This window comes from Nocardiopsis mangrovi, from assembly GCF_042653925.1.
Classification (GTDB): domain Bacteria; phylum Actinomycetota; class Actinomycetes; order Streptosporangiales; family Streptosporangiaceae; genus Nocardiopsis_B; species Nocardiopsis_B mangrovi.
Window position 1 is genome coordinate 159,009 of the sequence record NZ_JBHSFQ010000003.1, and the last position, 16,171, is coordinate 175,179.

At 74.8% G+C, this 16,171-nt stretch carries 16 protein-coding genes; 10 read left to right on the plus strand and 6 right to left on the minus strand.

Features of this window, described 5'->3' with window-relative positions; genetic code table 11:
* The first annotated feature begins 287 nt into the window (after nt 1-287).
* The 5 genes from ACFO4E_RS04640 (at nt 288) to ACFO4E_RS04660 (ending at nt 3,824) form a co-directional block, all read left to right on the plus strand.
* Nucleotides 288-1,289, plus strand: coding sequence for an ATP-grasp domain-containing protein (locus tag ACFO4E_RS04640; RefSeq protein WP_378571959.1), 1,002 nt, complete (start codon nt 288-290; stop codon nt 1,287-1,289).
* Between the two features lie 50 nt (nt 1,290-1,339).
* Nucleotides 1,340-2,119: an inositol monophosphatase family protein gene (locus ACFO4E_RS04645; RefSeq protein ID WP_378571960.1), complete on the plus strand. Its 780-nt coding sequence runs from the start codon at nt 1,340-1,342 to the stop codon at nt 2,117-2,119.
* A gap of 174 nt (nt 2,120-2,293) precedes the next feature.
* Entirely contained in the window at nt 2,294-2,761 is a 468-nt protein-coding gene (locus ACFO4E_RS04650) for a DUF1707 SHOCT-like domain-containing protein (protein ID WP_378571761.1), read from the plus strand.
* A 123-nt stretch (nt 2,762-2,884) separates the two neighbouring features.
* Nucleotides 2,885-3,307, plus strand: coding sequence for a DUF1707 SHOCT-like domain-containing protein (locus ACFO4E_RS04655; RefSeq protein ID WP_378571961.1), 423 nt, complete (start codon nt 2,885-2,887; stop codon nt 3,305-3,307).
* A 34-nt stretch (nt 3,308-3,341) separates the two neighbouring features.
* Nucleotides 3,342-3,824 (plus strand): DUF1707 SHOCT-like domain-containing protein, encoded by a 483-nt coding sequence (locus tag ACFO4E_RS04660; RefSeq protein ID WP_378571762.1) that lies wholly within the window; start codon nt 3,342-3,344, stop codon nt 3,822-3,824.
* Between the two features lie 194 nt (nt 3,825-4,018).
* On the opposite strand, the gene ACFO4E_RS04665 is transcribed toward ACFO4E_RS04660, so the two are convergent.
* Nucleotides 4,019-4,513, minus strand: a complete 495-nt coding sequence (locus ACFO4E_RS04665) for a DUF3145 domain-containing protein (protein WP_378571763.1) — start codon at nt 4,511-4,513, stop codon at nt 4,019-4,021.
* A gap of 218 nt (nt 4,514-4,731) precedes the next feature.
* Here ACFO4E_RS04665 and ACFO4E_RS04670 point away from each other — a divergent pair, with 218 nt between their 5' ends.
* The 5 genes from ACFO4E_RS04670 to ACFO4E_RS04690 all read left to right on the plus strand — a co-directional run bounded on the left by ACFO4E_RS04670 (nt 4,732) and on the right by ACFO4E_RS04690 (nt 11,736).
* On the plus strand, nt 4,732-5,307 hold the full coding sequence (locus ACFO4E_RS04670) for an RNA polymerase sigma factor (protein WP_378571764.1): 576 nt from the start codon (nt 4,732-4,734) through the stop codon (nt 5,305-5,307).
* Between the two features lie 11 nt (nt 5,308-5,318).
* A complete protein-coding gene (locus ACFO4E_RS04675; RefSeq protein WP_378571765.1) occupies nt 5,319-5,930 on the plus strand; it encodes a hypothetical protein in 612 nt (203 codons plus the stop codon).
* A 1,214-nt stretch (nt 5,931-7,144) separates the two neighbouring features.
* On the plus strand, nt 7,145-10,192 hold the full coding sequence (locus ACFO4E_RS04680) for a CHAT domain-containing protein (protein WP_378571766.1): 3,048 nt from the start codon (nt 7,145-7,147) through the stop codon (nt 10,190-10,192).
* A gap of 473 nt (nt 10,193-10,665) precedes the next feature.
* The gene (locus ACFO4E_RS04685) at nt 10,666-11,316 is read left to right on the plus strand and encodes a GNAT family N-acetyltransferase (protein WP_378571767.1); all 651 of its coding nucleotides are present in this window, start codon (nt 10,666-10,668) and stop codon (nt 11,314-11,316) included.
* 75 nt (nt 11,317-11,391) lie between these two features.
* Nucleotides 11,392-11,736: a hypothetical protein gene (locus ACFO4E_RS04690; protein WP_378571768.1), complete on the plus strand. Its 345-nt coding sequence runs from the start codon at nt 11,392-11,394 to the stop codon at nt 11,734-11,736.
* A 270-nt stretch (nt 11,737-12,006) separates the two neighbouring features.
* Here ACFO4E_RS04690 and ACFO4E_RS04695 read toward each other — a convergent pair whose 3' ends face one another.
* The 5 genes from ACFO4E_RS04695 to ACFO4E_RS04715 form a co-directional block, all read right to left on the minus strand.
* A complete protein-coding gene (locus ACFO4E_RS04695) occupies nt 12,007-12,660 on the minus strand; it encodes an MBL fold metallo-hydrolase (RefSeq protein ID WP_378571769.1) in 654 nt (217 codons plus the stop codon).
* An 8-nt stretch (nt 12,661-12,668) separates the two neighbouring features.
* Nucleotides 12,669-13,469, minus strand: coding sequence for an enoyl-CoA hydratase-related protein (locus ACFO4E_RS04700; RefSeq protein ID WP_378571770.1), 801 nt, complete (start codon nt 13,467-13,469; stop codon nt 12,669-12,671).
* Nucleotides 13,470-13,554: 85 nt separating this feature from the next.
* A complete protein-coding gene (locus tag ACFO4E_RS04705; RefSeq protein WP_378571771.1) occupies nt 13,555-14,019 on the minus strand; it encodes a peroxiredoxin in 465 nt (154 codons plus the stop codon).
* A 41-nt stretch (nt 14,020-14,060) separates the two neighbouring features.
* On the minus strand, nt 14,061-15,200 hold the full coding sequence (locus tag ACFO4E_RS04710) for an alkaline phosphatase family protein (protein WP_378571772.1): 1,140 nt from the start codon (nt 15,198-15,200) through the stop codon (nt 14,061-14,063).
* A 133-nt stretch (nt 15,201-15,333) separates the two neighbouring features.
* Complete coding sequence (locus ACFO4E_RS04715; protein WP_378538200.1) at nt 15,334-15,909, minus strand: DUF5998 family protein; 576 nt, start codon at nt 15,907-15,909, stop codon at nt 15,334-15,336.
* Between the last annotated feature and the right edge of the window lie 262 nt (nt 15,910-16,171).

Sequence of the window (16,171 nt, forward strand, 5' to 3'; positions counted from 1 at the left end):
GCCGGTCCGGGGCCGCGGTCGCCGGGCGCGCCGCGGCGGCGGCGCCCGCGAGCACGCGCCGCACCCCCGTCCGGTTGTCCCGGAATCCGGAAGCGGCCATCATCGCGTCAGGCGCTGATCTGCGGTTTACCCTCGAGATGTCCGCGCCGCCGCCCCGAGGAAGGAGCCGTCACCGCCGTCCGGGCCCGCTGGCACGCACGCAGACCCGCGCCTGTCTCCGTACCAACCACAGCAAGCGGAAAGGTCCACCGGTGACCGCCCAACAGCTCACTGATCCGCCCACCGTCGTGATCACCACCGCCGGCTCGGCCCCGACCTCCGGGACGATCATGCGGCTGCGCGGCCAGGGCTACCGGGTCGTCGCGACCGACATCGACCCGTCGGCCCCCGGCCTCTACCTCGCCGACCGCAGCCACCTGGTCCCGCCCGGCGACAGCGACGACTACCTCCCCGAGATCCGCGGCATCTGCCTGAAGGAGAACGCCGCGGCGCTGGTCCCCCTGGTCGACGAGGAGCTGCTGCCCGCCGGCCGGCTCGCCGACGAGGGGATCGCGGTGCTGCTGCCGCGGCCCGCGTTCGTCGCCACGTGCCTGGACAAGTACGTGCTCATGCGCCGGCTCGCCGAGGCGGGGATCCCCGTTCCGGTCACCCGGACCGCCGCCGAGTGGGCGGGCGATCCCGGGTTCCCGGTGGTCGTCAAGCCCCGCCGGGGCCGCGGCGGCCGCGGGGTCGCGGTCGCGGAGTCGGCCGCGGAGCTGTCCCGGCTCATCGCCGAATCGCCCTACGCGGCCGACGACCTGCTGGTCCAGGAACGGGTCACGGGAACGGAGTACACCGTGTCGGTCGTCGTGTGGCGCGACGGCGTGGTCCAATCGGTGGTGCCCAAGGAGGTCATCCTGAAGCACGGTGTGACCCGGTTCGCCGTCACCCGCCGCCACGCCCGCGTGGCCGAGGTGTGCCGGGCCGTACAGCGCGAACTGCGCGCCGACGGCCCGTTCAACGTGCAGCTCGCCCTCGACGCCGAAGGCGAGCCGCGCATCTTCGAGATCAACCCGCGCTTCTCCTCCACCGCGCCCCTCACCGTCGCGGCCGGGGTCGACGAGGTCTCCGGACTGCTGCGACAGGCCATCGGGGGCGGCCCGCGGCTGGCCGACGAATGGCGGGAAGGGGTAGTGATGGTCCGCCACTGGGCCGACGAGTTCATCGACGAGGCCGGCTTCGCCGGATACGGGATCACCCCCGGCCGGCCGCACGCCGCCGCGGCCCCCGTCGCACGGGCCGCCCGGTGACCGCCCGCCGCGGTCCGCACCCGCCGCCCCCGGCCTCCCTCGTCGACGCCATGGCGGGCGCCGTGGCCGAGGTGGGCGCGCTGCTGCGCGAGTGGCGCGGCGACCCCGCCGCCATCGCGGGCCGCTGGCACAACGGCCAGTTCACCGCCGCGGCCGATGCCCGGGCGCACGACGCCCTGTCCGCCCGGCTGCGCCGCATCTCCCCCGAGGTTCCCGTGATCAGCGAGGAGGACCCCGGATCGGCCGCCGGGCCGCGACCCGACCGGTACTGGCTGATCGACCCCATCGACGGCACCGCCAGCTACGCGCACGGGTTCCCCGGCTACGTGACCCAAGCGGCGCTGATGGTCGACGCCCGCCCCATGGCGTGCGCGATCCACGCCCCCGAAACCGACGTGCTCTACACCGCGGCGCACGGCATGGGCGCCGCCGCCAACGGCCGGATGCTGCCGCGCGCCGCCCCGGCACCGCCCGGCACCGGCGTGCTCACCGACAACACCCCGCAGCCGCACGGGATCGCGCGCGCGGCCTACGACCACTTCGGCTACGGCCGCTACCTGGAATGCGGCGGCATCTCCCTCAAGCTGTGCCGGATCGCCGAGGGCGCCGCCCACCTGTTCGTCAAGGACGTCCCGGTGCGCGACTGGGACGTGGCAGCGCCCGACCTGCTCCTGCGCGAGACGGGGTGCCGCCTCTCGCGGCTGGACGGCGCCCCGTTCGACTACCTGGGCGATCCCGAGGGCACCGGGCTGATCGGCGCCGCCGACGCCGGAACCCACACCGCCGTGGCGGACTGGCACCGCGCCCGGGCGGGCCACCCGATCGGCTGACGCGCCGCCCGCGTCCGGGTCCGGCCACCCCGGCCCGGACGGAACGGGAACCGGAACGCACCGGCGGTCGTCCGAAAGAACGACGGCGATCCCACCCCCCGGGAGGAGGCCGTCCGGCGGCGCCTCGCCTAGCGTCGACGATCGCACCGCGGCATGACGAAGGAGGATGGCCCGATGACCGCTCATCCGAGCCCTCGGGAGGGCCTGCGCGCTTCGGACGCCGACCGCGACACCGTCGCCGCGCGGCTGTCCACGGCCCTGTCGGAGGGGCGCCTGGACCTGGCCGAGTACAACCTGCGGCTCGACGCCGCGATGTCGGCCAAGACCATGGGCGAGCTCGTCCCGCTCACCACCGACCTCCCGGCCGCCTCCTCTTCCGCCTCCGCGCCCGATCCCACGGCACCGGTCGACCTCGCCGAGGTCGGCGCCGGCAAGGCGCCGTCGAAGTGGCGGGAGTGGATCAACGAGTGGCGCTACTGGCTGGGCGGCGCCGTGATCATGATCGGCATCTGGGCCGTCACCTCGGTGTCCAACGGGGAGCCGCAGGACTTCTGGCCGCTGATCCCGCTCGGGATCTGGGCGGCCGTCCTGATCGCCGGCCTCTTCTTCCCCGATGACGACGATGACGATGACGACGACTGACCGGCCACAGGACAGTACCCGGAAGGTGCCTTTTGCGGCAGGCCGCGGACGCGTATCGTAGGTCACCCATCATCGTGCGGTAGGGGGTGGGCGTTGGACGACGAACGCGTCCCGGAGAGCCGTATGCGCGCCTCGGACGCGGACCGGGACGCCTGCGCCGAACGACTCGCGACCGCGCTGTCCGAGGGACGGCTCGACCTCGTCGAATACGAACGCCGCCTCGACGCCGCCATGCACTCCGTCGTCCTCGGCGACCTCCGGATCCTCACCGCCGACCTCCCCGAACCTCCCCCGCCCGCCCCGGTCCCCGACCCCTCCCTCGCGGCCGTTGGCCGCACCGCGCTGGTGTCGCCGTGGAAGGACTGGGTAGACGAATGGCGATGGTGGCTGGGCGGTGCCGTGATCATGACCGGGATCTGGGGCGTCACCAGCATCATGGGCAACGACGCGCTGCCGTTCTGGCCGCTGGTCCCCTTGGGGATCTGGGCCGCGATCCTGATCGCCGCCGCCATCTGGCCGGACGACAACGCCGGCACGCGAAGATGACCGTCCCCCGCCACCGCGGGAGGGAGCGACGACCATGGACGGCGAACGGGTACCACCGGAGCAGATGCGCGCGTCCGACGCCGACCGCGACGCCTGCGCCGAACGACTCGCCCGCGCCTTCCAGGAGGGTCGGCTCAAGCTCGACGAGTACCACGAGCGCCTGGACCTCGCGGTGCGCGCAACGACCATGGGCGACCTCGCGGCCCTGACCCGCGACCTCCCGATCCCGCCGCCGGTGCCCGTCCCGGTCGCGGTCCCCGAGACCGCCGACACCGACGCCGATCCCGAGTGGCGCGACCGCCTCGAACCCTGGCGCGGGCTGGCCGCGGTGTCGGTCATCCTCATCGCGATCTGGGCGGTGACCAGCCTGATCTCGCAGACCTACCTGCCGTTCTGGCCACTGATCCCGCTCGGCTTCATGTTCCTGTTCACGCTGGCCAGCACCATCGCCACGCCGCCCAACAGCCCCACCCGGCGCGACCGCCGACTGGGCCACGGCGACCCCGACGGCCTGTGAGCCGCACGGCCGGGCACCGAGAGGCCGGGTCCTGAGCGCCCGCCGCCGCGCGCCGGCTTCCGCGACCCGCTGGGCCGGACACGCGAAAGGGCCGGCACGGAACTCGGGTTCCAGCGGTCCTCGCAACACCTACGACGTGTGGGAGTCGCGAGGACCATGGCGTTCGATGGTGACCGCGCCGGGGTGTGCCGCCGTCAGCCGGCCGCGTGCAGCCAGCGGACCGGGGCGCCGTCGCCGGCGTAGCGGAACGGTTCGAGCTCCTCGTCCCAGACGCGGCCGGTGAGACGGTCGAGCTCTTCGGCGAGGTCGGCCTCCTGGGCGGCCGCCCGTTCCATGGCATTGCGCAGCCGCGCCTCGGGGACCAGGACCTCGCCCGACGCGCTGGTGACCGCGGTGAAGATACCGAGTGTGGGTGTGTAGCTGTAGCGGACGCCGTCGCAGCCCGGGGTGGCCTCCTCGGTCACCTCGAAGCGCAGGCGCTGCCAGCCGTTGAGCGCCGAGGCGATGGCGCCGGAGGTACCCGGCGCCCCTTGCCAGTTGAGCTCGGCGCGATGGTTTCCAGGGGCGGCCGGCTGGGCCTCCCAGTCGAGTTTCACAGGCACGCCAACTACACCCGCGACCGCCCACTCGACGTGTGGGCACAGCGCCGCGGGCGCGGAGTGGACGTACAAGACGCCACGTGCGGACACCGAACCTCCTGATACGAACGAGTGCGCTTCCCCGACGCCCTCGTACCCGCAGAGGAGCTGTCCGTCCTGGTCTTCTCCTCGACCTATTGTGCCCCATGGGCACCATCGGCACCAGGTCTCCGGTGGCCGGATCCGGCGTTCTCCCTGTGTCCGCCCGTGCTCGCGGCTAGCGTGGTGCCACGCGCGAGGCGGGAGCTGAGAGTCTAACGGGGGTGCGGGTGGGTGACCAGCCCTGCGGGGAGACCGCGACGGCCGATCTGGTAAAGCAGGCGCTCTGCCGCGACGGCCGGGCGTGGGAGGCCCTGATCGGACGCTTCTCGCTGCGGGTGCGGGCGGTGGTCCGCTCCTACGGCCTTTCGCGGCACGACGCCGAGGACGTCGAGCAGACCGTATGGTGTGTGCTGGCCGACCACCTGCCGCGTATCCGCGACCCCGGCCACGTGGGCGCCTGGCTGGCCGCCACCACCCACAACGAGTGCAGGCGCCAGCTCCGGCTGAGCCGCCGGACCGCCCCCGAGGACCCCGCTCTGCTCGACTCCGCCGACCCCCGCAGCCCGGAGGCCCTGCACCTGGCGGCCGAACGCGACCGCGGGGTGCGCCGCGCGATCTCCGGACTGGACGAACCGGAGAGGACCCTGGCGGCGATCGACCTGTACTCCCCCCGCACCCGCGTCGCCGAGGTGGCCGAGTTCACCGGGCTGCCGCCCGGCTTGATCCGCGTCGCCCGGCGGCGCATGCGGCGCCGGCTGCGCCGCATCCTCACCGAGGACCACCGGCAGGACGATCAGCGATGAAGGGCCGTGACATGACCCACGACGACCCGCCCGCCCCCGGCCCCACCCCGGCCTCCCCCCGCACACCCGCCACACCGGACGGAACGGGCCCGTTCTCCAAGGGCGGCGCCGGAGCGCCGTACAGGGACGGCTCCGACACGTCGGACGCCGCCGACTCGCGGGACGACGCCGATGACGAGGCGTTCATGGCGGTCCTGCGATCGGACACCGCACCGGTGGGCGCGATGCCCGCGGCGGTGCGCCGCGCCGCCCGCGCCGCGTTCGCCATGCGCCGCGATGACGCGGTCTTCGCCGATCTGCGCGACGACTCGCTGGGGACGACCCCCGTGGGCCTGCGCGACGCGGGCGCCCTTGCCGACGCACCGCGCTATGTACGGTTCGAGGGCCCGGGGGTCGCGGTTAGCATGGAGGTCACCTCCGTGGACGACGACCGCGACCTGGTGGGCCGGGTCGCACCGGCCGGGGCGCACTCCGTGGAGGTCCGCAGCCCTCGCGGCACCTCGTGCCACGACGTGGACCCCGACGGCACCTTCCTCGCCCGCGGAGTCCCGCGGGGACCGGTCAGCCTCCTCGTCCACCGCTCCGGAACGGCCCCGGCCACCACCCGCTGGCTCACCCTCTGACCTCCCCGGCCGACTCGCCCCCGCACCGCCCGGTGGCACCCAGGCCCTCGCCGACCGCCGCGCCACGGATACTGCGCCCCCGAACGGAGCCGGAGCCCCGCACCCGTGTCCCCGCCGGATCATCGCGCCGCCCGGAGGCCACCTCCCGACCCCGTGCCCCGAACCCCCGGACCCGGCCACCAGGTCACCCACCTAGGGCACCCGGTCCCCTGGCCGCGCCCCGTCCCGATGGGGACACCGAGACGTCCCGCCACGAAAGGGCCGTCCACCGCCACAACCGGGCCACCAGGTCCCTCCGGCCGTGACCACGTCCTCGCGCCGCCTCCAGGGTCGGCCTCGCGGGCGCATACGTCTCGGCCGGCGCAGCGGTTCCCGGACCGAAGGCGCCGCCACGGCGCCCCGCCAGCTCCCCTGCCGTGCGACGCCGGATCCCGGCGCCACGGATGCGAGCGCGGCCGTGCCCGCATCCGCCAGGGTCCAGAAAGGACGCGATAGCCCGGAATCACCCCGCGATCGATACCGGAGGCGGGCGGTCGATTTGCGAACGCCGGGTTCCCCGACGGGCAGCGTCCCGAAGGCGACAGGCCATAGCCATGAAACGCCCTGGCGGCTTCCCGCGACCGCGGGCATCGCCGCTCAGGCCCGGCATACGGGTGGAACCCGTGGGGCGGGCTGGGTCTGCCGTGGTGACGGGCGGATCTCGCGCCGTCCTCGCCGTTGTGATGGCGGGGTGTCGCGGAGGAGGTCCGCGGTGCATCTGGTCACCAGGTTGTTCGGTGCGGGGGCCTGGGGACATCGCACCGGTGGAATTCTTCGGCTGCGGCGCCGAGATCCGGAGTCGAACCCGCCGTTCTCATGGTTCGCCCGGCCGACCGGGGCGCGGCGCTCCCGTGGACGGGGCCACGCGGGCGGTCTTCGGCGTTGTGACGCGGATCGACGCAGGTCCGGGGCTCGCGAGGCTCCTGGTGCTGAAGGTGGCGCCGGCACGGCGAAAGCGCGACTTACGGGCGGGCCGAACGGTCGTGTTCGGGACGGCCCGAGAACCGGGAACCCCGGATCCGCACGCATCGCGCGTCGCGGACGCGCCGCCGACCGGCGACGGGACCGCCCCACCGGGACGAGGACGTGTTATCACTTGCGGCGACCGCACGAGCGCGGTGTGTACGAACGCGGTCGTTCCCTCCCCTGAGCGTCGAACACGGAAGGCGCCGCATATGACGGTGACCCACGACGTCGTGCATCCTCTGACCCTGATCGCCCGTGATCCGCGGGCGGCACGGGAGCACGCGGAGCGGTGGCTGGACGAGCGGCCCGGCCCGGCCGCCCGGTCCGCCGCGCTGCGGCTGCTCGGGATGGCGCGGCGCGAGCTCGGCGACCCCCGGGGCGCGCACCGGCTCCTGCGCCAGGCCGCCGCTGTCGCCTCCCGGGCCGGGCTCGACGAATCGGCGGCGCACGCGCGCGCCTCCCACCTGGGCCTCCTGGCGCTGCGGGGCGGCGGAGGCATCGCCGGGACGTCGCTGGACCGCATGGCCGCGGCCACTCCGTCGGCCCGGACCCTGGTCCACCTGCACCGCGGGGTGTCGGCCGCGCAGCGCGGCAGATTCGGCGCGGCCATCGACGATTTCGACACCGCGCTGGAGCACGTCGACCGCCTCGACCCCGGCACCCGCGAACGGCTGCTTCCGGGCGTGCTGAGCAACCGGGGTCTCGCCCTGATGTACTCCGGGCGGCTCGCGGAGTCCGCCGACGACCTCGAACGCGCCCTGCACCACACCGAGCAGCGGTCGCTCGACTACCTGCGCGGCGTGACCCTGCAGAACCTGGGGTGCCTGGCGGTGCGGTGTGGCGACATCGCGAGCGCCGTGGCGCGGTTCACCGACGCCGACCTCCTCGTCCCGCCCAGTCGGCGGGCCGCACTGCGCCTGGACCACGCCGACGCCCTGCTGGCCGCCGGGATGTTCCGCGATGCCGCCCGGCTGATCACCGACCTGCCCGGCGGCGGCCACACGAGCGATGACGCCACGAGCCGGCTCCTCCGGGCCAAGATCCACCTCACGCGGGGCGACCGCGACGCCGCGCGGGTCGAGGCGCGGCGGGTGCGATCCGGATTCACGGCGGATTCGCTGTGGTCGCAACTCGCCGGCCTGGTCGAATGGTCGGCCCGGCACGTCCCCGATCACCGGCGCGGCTTTCCGCGCTCCCACGGTGTCCGGCCGCGTTACCTTGTCCGGGGCGACGGGCCATACCCGGCCGCGGCACCGCTCACGCCGACACGTCCGGAGCCGGCACCGGCAGTACCCCCTTCCAGCGATCCGTCCGCACCGCACCCGGTCACCCTGCCGTCCGGATCCCCGACCCAGCAGCCCGTATCGACCACACCCCCGCCCACCGACCCACCAGCACCACACCCCACCACCCCGCCGTCCGCACCTCCCTGCGCCGCCCAGCGGTCGGCGCAGGTTTCTCCCCCACCGGGCCGAGGCACGAACGCCCCTTCGCGGGCCGCGACGCCGGTGCCATCCACGCGCTTAGGAGCCCCTGCCCCCTCGACCGCACTCGACCGGGTCCCGGACACCACCGCACCGAAGCCGGCATCGTCCCCGGGCGTCGATGCCTCCCCTCTGGGCCCACTCGCGCCCGGCCCCGACCAGGAGACTCCCGCACACGCCACTTCACCGAGTCCGTCCGCACCACTCGGCGCCGACGCATTCCCGTCGGCCGTGTGGCCGATCGCGCCGCGATCAGGTTCCGGCGCGGGTCCGCGTGTCGTCCCGGGCGCGGCAACGCCTGGCGTGGCCCGCCGTGAGGAGGCCGAGCGCGCCCTCGCAAGGTGCGTTCCCAGCGCTCCGCTGGGGCCGCTGTCGATGGCGGTGCCCGCCGCCCACCACACCGCCGCGCTGCGGGCCCTTGCCGAGGGCGACCACCGGCGGGCCCGCGACGCTCTGCTGGCCCCCTCCCCCGACGCCCCGCCGGAAGCGGGCCTGCGCCACCTCGAACTCCTCGCCCATGCCCGGGCGCACCAGCGCGAGGTCGCCGCGGCCGGAGCTGGGATCGCCCTGCGCGACGGCGACGCCGCGACCGCCCTGGAATGGGTGGAGCACGGGCGCGCCCTCGCCCCCGTTCCCGGCCCCTGCCGCGATCCCGGATGGGCGCGGCTGCTCGACCGCTACCGCGCCGCGCACGCCCGCGCACGCGGCGGTGACGACTCCGACCGCGACGACCTCGCCCGGGTCGGCTCACTCCTGGCGCCTGCCCAATGGCACGCCGGGTGCACCGGGCACGCCGCACCGGCGGAGGCACCGGCCCCGGTCGTGCCCGCGCTCGCCGAGCGGCTGGGATCCCGCGTCTTCCTCTGCCATGTCGACGTCCCCGGCACGCACGTGGCCGTCACCGTTGTCGACGGCCGGGCACGCGTCCACCCCCTGCCCGCCGCGGCTCCGGCCGAGGACGCGGTGGCCAAGCTGCTGTACGCGGCGCGCACGGACATCCTCGCCCCCGGTCCCACGGCCGGCCGCGCCACGGCGGGCGCCGCGGCGCGGGTCGACCGGCTCCTGCTGGACCCTGTGCGGGCGGCGGTGGGTCGTGACCGTCCCCTGGTGGTGGCCCCCTCCTCCTTCACCCAGGGGCTCCCCTGGGGCCTGTTGCCGTCGCTGCGCGGCCGGGCCGTGAGTGTCGTGCCCTCGGCGCGGGTCTGGCTCGCCCGCGAGCATCGGCGGGCCGAGCGTGCCGCGGCGGCGGTGCCCCAACGCACCCTGCTGACCGCGGGCGGCGGCCTGGACGGCGCGCCGGCCGAGGTCCGGGCGCTGGGCGGCCTCTGGCCGGACGCGACCGTCCTCACCGGCGACGACGCCCGGGTCTCCACCGTCCTCGACGCGTTGGGCGGCGCCGATCTCGCGCACATCGCGGCGCACGGTTCGACCCGTCCCGACGCCCCGATGCTGTCGGGGGTGGAGCTGGCCGACGGCCCCCTGCTCGCCTACGACCTGGAACGGCTGCCCCGGCTGCCCGAGCTCACCGTGCTGTCCTCCTGCTGGGTCGGCGGATCCGCCCCTGCCGCCTCGGGCATCCCCCTCGGACTCGGCTCCACCCTGCTGGCGCTCGGAGGCACGACCGTCGTGGCCGGCGTCCTGCCGATCCGCGACCGCGACACCGGCCCCGCGATGGCCGCCTTCCACACCGCCGTCGCCTCGGGAGACCAGCCCGCGCAAGCGGTCGCCGACCATCTCGGCGATGCCGGATTCGTCTGCTTCGGGGCAGGCTGACCCGTGTTCACCGCGTGTCCCGCCGACCCGCGGATGCTCCGCCGGTCCGCGGTGCCCTGCCGCCCCGTCCGGTCATGGAACCCTCCCGGCGACGGGGCGGGCCCGTCGTCCCCGCCCGCGCGCTCCGGAGCACCGGCGCCCACGGCCGTTCGGACCGCGCGCCGCGCGACCGATACCGGTCGACCGGCGCGCTGTTTGGCGCGTGCCCAGGAGACGAGCAGGAACGCGCGAACACCCTGCCCCACCCGGCTGCCCGAGCAAGCCACCCGCGCCGTCGCCTGGCCCGGGACCGCCTGGCAATGTCGCGGGCCCCAAGCCGTACCACGGATACTGACCCCTTCCCGCGCCTCCCAGCGGCGCGCCCGCGCCGCTCTCATGGCTCTGACCGGGTGGTGTGCAGCCCGCTCGACGCCCGGGCCGGCCGGCCGAAAACCGCTCGCTCCGTGCGGGGGAACGGCGGATAATCCGGATGCATGAGGCACTGGCCCCTCTACGACCTTGTGATCCGCACGCCGCGGCTGGAGCTGCGGCTGCCCACCCCGGACGAACTCGACGCTCTCGGCGACCTCGCGATCGAGGGCGTGCACGACCCCCGCGAAATGCCCTTCCTCGTTGCCTGGACCGATGCCCCGCCCGAGGAGCGGGCGCGGGGCGTGTGCCAGCACCACTGGCGCACGTTGGGGGCGATCACCCCCGATGACTGGACACTGCCGCTCGCCGTGTTCACCGAGTCCGGCGCCGCCGGGTTCCAGGACATCGGCGCCCGCGACTTCGCGGCGACCCGGCAGGTCGGCACGGGTTCTTGGCTGGGCCTGCGCTACCAGGGCCAGGGGATCGGAACGGAGATGCGCGCCGCGGTGCTCCACCTGGCGTTCGCCGCATTGGGCGCCGAAGTCGCGGTCAGCTCGGTCCTCGCGGGCAATACGCGTTCGCTGGGGGTGTCCCGCAAACTCGGCTACCGCGACAACGGCATGACCCGGCTGAAGGTGCGCGGACGCGGAGTCGACGATCTGCGACTGCGGCTGGACCGGGCCGACTGGCGGAGCAGCCTGGTCGACGGGATCGAGGTGCGGGGCGTGGAACGGTGCCTCCCGCTGCTGGGCGCCGGGGTCCCGCCGGCCTGAGTGTCCTCCGTGGTCCCGCCGCGGTACGGCGGGGCGCGGTGAATAGAGTGCGCGGGCGCGGTTAGCAGGCGCGGCATGAGTGAGACACCCGACCATCCCGCGGATCCCATCAACGCCGACGCCTTCGACTGGGAGGACGACGGTCTGCCCGCGCAGGAGGACACCACCGAGGACGAGGTGCTGCCCGCCGACCATCCCATCGCCATGAGCGAGTACGGGACCACCGGCACCGAGCGGGAGTCGGGGGAGCCGCTCGACGAGGCACTGGCCCGCGAACTCCCCGATGTGCAGGACTCCGACATCGACCGGGGGCCGGAGAACGAGGCCATCACCTACCCCGAGGACTTCCCTGAGGACCCGTTGGGCCACAGCGCCGAGGAGCAGGCCATGCACCAGGAGGAGGAGCCCGGCCTGCCCTGACGGAGACGTCCGAGGCCGGGGCGCGGCAGCGCCCCGGCCTGATGCGCGATGGCGGGGGCCGGCCCCCGCCATCGGATCGGCCGGTATCCGGCTCCGGCCATCCCGATCGGCCGCCGTCGCGGGCGGACGCCCCCGCCCCGACCCTGCCTGCGGTCCAGGCGGCCGTCCCGGCCGGGACCGCTCGGCGCCCCCGCCGTATGGGGACCCCGCCGTTCGGGGACCCGGTGCCGCGACCGCCGGCCGACAGCGGTGGGCACCGGCCGACCGGTGTCACCAGCCGCGTTCGCGCCATTCGCCCAGGTGCGGCCGCTCCGCCCCCAGGGTGGTGTCCTTGCCGTGGCCCGGGTACACCCACGTGTCGTCACCGAGTTCCGCGAAGACCCGCTCCTCGACGTCGCCCAGGAGCGAGCCGAAGTCCTCAGGCGAGGTCGTGCGGCCGACCCCGCCCGGGAAGAGGCTGTCGCCGGTGAACAGGTGCGTGCGCCCGCCGGGCTCGTCATAGCGCAGGGCGATCGACCCCGGCGTGTGCCCGCGCAGGTGGATGACGCGCAGCTCGGACTCCCCCACCGGGATGCGCGCGCCGTGCTCCACCGGCTCGTCGACCGACACCGGGAGTTCCCCGCCGTCGTCGGGGTGCGCCACGGTGCTCGCGCCCGTGGCACCCACCACCTCGGCCAGCGCCTGCCAGTGGTCACCGTGGCGGTGCGTGGTCACGACGCGCGCGAGCCCGTTGTCGCCGATGAGGTCGAAGATGCGGTCCGCCTCGTTGGCCGCGTCGATGAGCACGGCCTCGCCGCTGCGCCGGCAGCGCAGCAGGTAGGCGTTGTTGTCCATCGGGCCCACCGCCAGCTTGCTGATGGTGAGCCCGGCCAGTTCGCGTGTGTCCGCGGGGCCGCCGACCCGCGTGTCTCCGGTGTAGGTCACGCCCCCCATTACAGCACCCACGCGGGGGAGCGCTTCTCGAAGAACGCCGCGCGCCCTTCGGCCGCGTCCGCGCCGGCGAAGAAGTCGCGCGACAGCTCCGCCATCCGCTCCAGGGCGGCCGCGCGGCCCGACGCCGGCATCGACGAGGCCGCGCCGACCACGGACTTGGTGCGCACCAGCGCCGCGGGCGCCGCGGCCCGGAGCCCGTCGAGGACCCCCTCGACGACGGCGTCGATCCGGTCGGCCGGCTCCGCCGAGGTGATCAGCCCGGAGGCGGCCGCGGCGGTGGCGTCGAAGGTCTCGCCGGTGAGGAAGTAGCGGGTGAGCTGCCGGTCGTGCATCCGGGCGCCGACGGGCACCGAGATGATCGCCGGGACGACCCCGATCCGCACCTCGGTGAAGGCGAACGTCGTGGTGTCGGGGGCGATGGCGATGTCGGCCGCCGCGACCAGGCCGATCCCGCCCGCCCGTACGCCCCCGTTGACCTTGACGACGACCGGCTTCGGCGCGTCCATGATCGCGCCGAACAGCTCGGCCATGCCGGGGGCCGAGAGGTCGGGGTGGCGCCCCTCTCGCTCCGCCGCCAGCTCCTTGAGGTCGGCCCCGGCGCAGAACGCCGGTCCGGCCCCGGTGAGCAGCACCGCGCGGACGGTGTCGTCGTCCATCGCCGCGGACAGCGCGCCGGCCAGGTCGGTGCGCAGCCGCGCCGAGAGCGCGTTGCGGTTGGCCGGGGAGTCCAGGGTCAGGGTCGCGATGCCCCGTTCGGTCTCCCGGCGCACCAGCGCCCCTGTCCCTGTGGTGTCCGCCATCGTCGGCCGCCCCTTCCGTGGTCGGTGTCGCACTCGGCACCGATCCTGCCGCAGCGGACTCCGAGGCGGAAGCTCCGGCCGGTGTTCAGGCGCGTTGCCCGCGCAGGAACTCCAGGGCGCCGTCGGCGTGCGCCTCCATGCGGACCTCGCTCTTGACCATGTGGAGCACCCGCCGGTCGGTGCCGATCACGAAGGTCCGGCGGCGGGTGGGGGCCATGGCCGACAGCAGCCCGCCGCGCCGCACACCGAACTCCCGGGCGACGCGGCCGTCGGGGTCGGACAGCAGCGGGTAGTCGAAGCCGTTCTCGTCGGCGAAGGCCGCCTGGCGCTCGACGGAGTCGCCGCTGATGCCGACGCGCTGGGCGCCGAGTTCGGCGAACTCCGCGGCGAGGTCGCGGAAGTGGCAGCTCTCCGCGGTACAGCCGGAGGTCATCGCCGCCGGGTAGAAGAACAGCACCACGGGGCCTGCGGAGAGGAGCTCGCCGAGGCGGCGGGGGGCACCGTCCTGGTCGGGGAGTTCGAAGTCGGATACCTGCTCACCGATGTCCACACACCCAGCCTATCCCGCGCCCCCGCATCCGGAACGCGCGTTCACGCTCCGGTGGTCGCCCGCAGCAGCGGCACGTACAGCTCGGCGGCGGTCAGGGAGCCGTGCATCCCGACCATCGTGCTCTCAGCGGGGTCGGTGCAGGGCGCGACGAGGGCGGTGGCGTCGCGGGCCAGCGCCAGGACGTCGCCGATCCGGGCGCGCAGGTGGTCGTCGACCGGTCCGAACAGCCCGGCGTCGACGGCGGCGTCGCGGCTGAGCACCTCGGCGGCGGTGCCCAGCCGCTCCGACCAGGCGGCCAGCACGTCCGGAGCGGCGCCGGCGCGGGCGTAGACGTGACGGGCCCTGGCCTCGCCGGCGAGGACGCGCACGCCCTCGGTCAGGGCGGGCTCGGAACCGACGTCGATGCGGGTGCCGGGAGGGACGTCGACCATTCCGTGGTCGCCGGTCACGTAGAGGGCGGATCCGGGCGGCAGCGCCCCGGCGATCCGCTCGGCGAGCCGGTCCACCCGGGCCAGCTCGGCCCGCCAGTCGTCGGAGTCGATGCCCGACTGGTGGCCGCAGGAGTCGAGGCCGGGGTGGTAGGCGAACAGCAGAGCGCGGTCGTGGGCGGCGAGCCGGCCGGCGACGGCCGCCGCGACCTCGTCGACGCCCTCGGCTGGCACGTAGCGGCTGCCGCGCGCCGAGGCCCGGCTCAGCCCGCTGCCGTCGAAGGCTCCCGAGGCGATGTAGGCGGTGGCCACCCCGGCGCGCTCGGCGCGCTCGTAGACGGTGGCGTGCGGCTGCCACTCCTCGGGGTCGATGTCGGAATACCAGCGCAGCTGGTTGAGGATGTGGTCGCCGCCCGGGATCGCGACCTGGTAGCCGAAGATCCCGTGGCCGCCCGGCGGCAGACCGGTGCCGACGCTCGTCAGGCTGGTGGCGGTGGTCGTGGGGAACCCCACGGTGATCGGGGCGGCGCCATCGGCCAGGGAGGACAGGAACGGGGCGAGGGCGCGGTGGGCGGTGAGCTGCGCCCAACCCAGGCCGTCGATCAGCAGGACACAGGCGCGGCGCACGGGTGGCAGGGCCAGCGGGGCACGCTCGTCCGCCACTCCGAGCGAGGCGAGCACGGAGGGGAGCACGTCGGCCAGGGAGCGGCCGCCGTAGAGCGGGGCCGCGAGGCCGGCGGACGCGATGGTCATGGGCGCACCGCCGTTCCGGGCCGTTCGCCGGGACAGGCCGCCGGCCGGGGCGGCCGGGGGCGCGGGGACCGGCAGCCGCAGGGCTCCGGCGCGGGCCTCATGGGTGGCATCTCGCTGTCCGCTCCCTCGGCGCTCAACGGGTGGTGGCCTCGGACAGGACGTTGGCGAAGTTCACCATGGTGGCCACCGGCTCGGGGCCGTCGGCGGTCTGGCTGACGCGCAGGGTGAGCGGCTCGGCGGTGATGGCGCCCGTGTAGCCGTGGTCGAGGTCGCAGGACTCGTCGGCGCAGGACGCCGGCTCCAGGTCGATGTGGGCGATGGCGCCCCAGTTGACGTTGAGGCTGATGCTCAGCACGACCTCGCTGGGCATGGTCCCCGCGACGTAGTTGGCGGGGTCGGAGACCACCCGGGTCAGCGCCACCGACTGGATGTTGCCGATCTGGATGGCGTCGGTCGTGGTGGAGGCGTGCGGCCGGCCACCGTCCTCGGCGGGCGCGTGCTCGTCGGTGTGGCAGACGATCAGCCGGGTGGGGGTCAGCAGCAGCACGGTGATGTGCCGGCGCATCTCCATCGCCGGGTCGAAGGTGGCCTCGTGGTGGACGACGAAGGCGTCGGCGGTCTCACCGCCGAGGGCGGTGGCGACGGCGTCGATCACGAGACCGGGGTAGTAACCACTGCGCTCGATCTCCGAGCGCCAGTCGGTGGACACGGCACGGGTTTTCCTCATACCTCCATCCTGCCCCCTTCCGGCGACAGATCGCACCTGCGGGGGCGGTCGTAGCGGGCGCAGGGAATCGTCACGGCGAGCCGACGAGCGAGCGGAGGCGGCGCTGCCAACGGCCGAAGGCCCCACCCGCAGCGCCGTCGAAGCAGAGCGAGAAGGCGAGCGTGACCCACGGACACCGTCACGGCGAGCCGACGAGCGAGCGGAGGCGGCGCCGCCAACGGCCCAAGGCCCCACCCGCAGCGCC

Excerpts from the sequence above, each read along its gene's own strand:
- ACFO4E_RS04645 (WP_378571960.1), top strand. The coding sequence starts at position 1,340 with ATGGCGGGCGCCGTGGCCGAGGTGGGCGCGCTGCTGCGCGAGTGGCGC.
- ACFO4E_RS04650 (WP_378571761.1), top strand. The coding sequence starts at position 2,294 with ATGACCGCTCATCCGAGCCCTCGGGAGGGCCTGCGCGCTTCGGACGCC.
- ACFO4E_RS04655 (WP_378571961.1), top strand. The coding sequence starts at position 2,885 with ATGCGCGCCTCGGACGCGGACCGGGACGCCTGCGCCGAACGACTCGCG.
- ACFO4E_RS04660 (WP_378571762.1), top strand. The coding sequence starts at position 3,342 with ATGGACGGCGAACGGGTACCACCGGAGCAGATGCGCGCGTCCGACGCC.
- ACFO4E_RS04675 (WP_378571765.1), top strand. The coding sequence starts at position 5,319 with ATGACCCACGACGACCCGCCCGCCCCCGGCCCCACCCCGGCCTCCCCC.
- ACFO4E_RS04680 (WP_378571766.1), top strand. The coding sequence starts at position 7,145 with ATGACGGTGACCCACGACGTCGTGCATCCTCTGACCCTGATCGCCCGT.
- ACFO4E_RS04685 (WP_378571767.1), top strand. The coding sequence starts at position 10,666 with ATGAGGCACTGGCCCCTCTACGACCTTGTGATCCGCACGCCGCGGCTG.
- ACFO4E_RS04690 (WP_378571768.1), top strand. The coding sequence starts at position 11,392 with ATGAGTGAGACACCCGACCATCCCGCGGATCCCATCAACGCCGACGCC.
- ACFO4E_RS04700 (WP_378571770.1), bottom strand. The coding sequence starts at position 13,469 with ATGGCGGACACCACAGGGACAGGGGCGCTGGTGCGCCGGGAGACCGAA.
- ACFO4E_RS04710 (WP_378571772.1), bottom strand. The coding sequence starts at position 15,200 with ATGACCATCGCGTCCGCCGGCCTCGCGGCCCCGCTCTACGGCGGCCGC.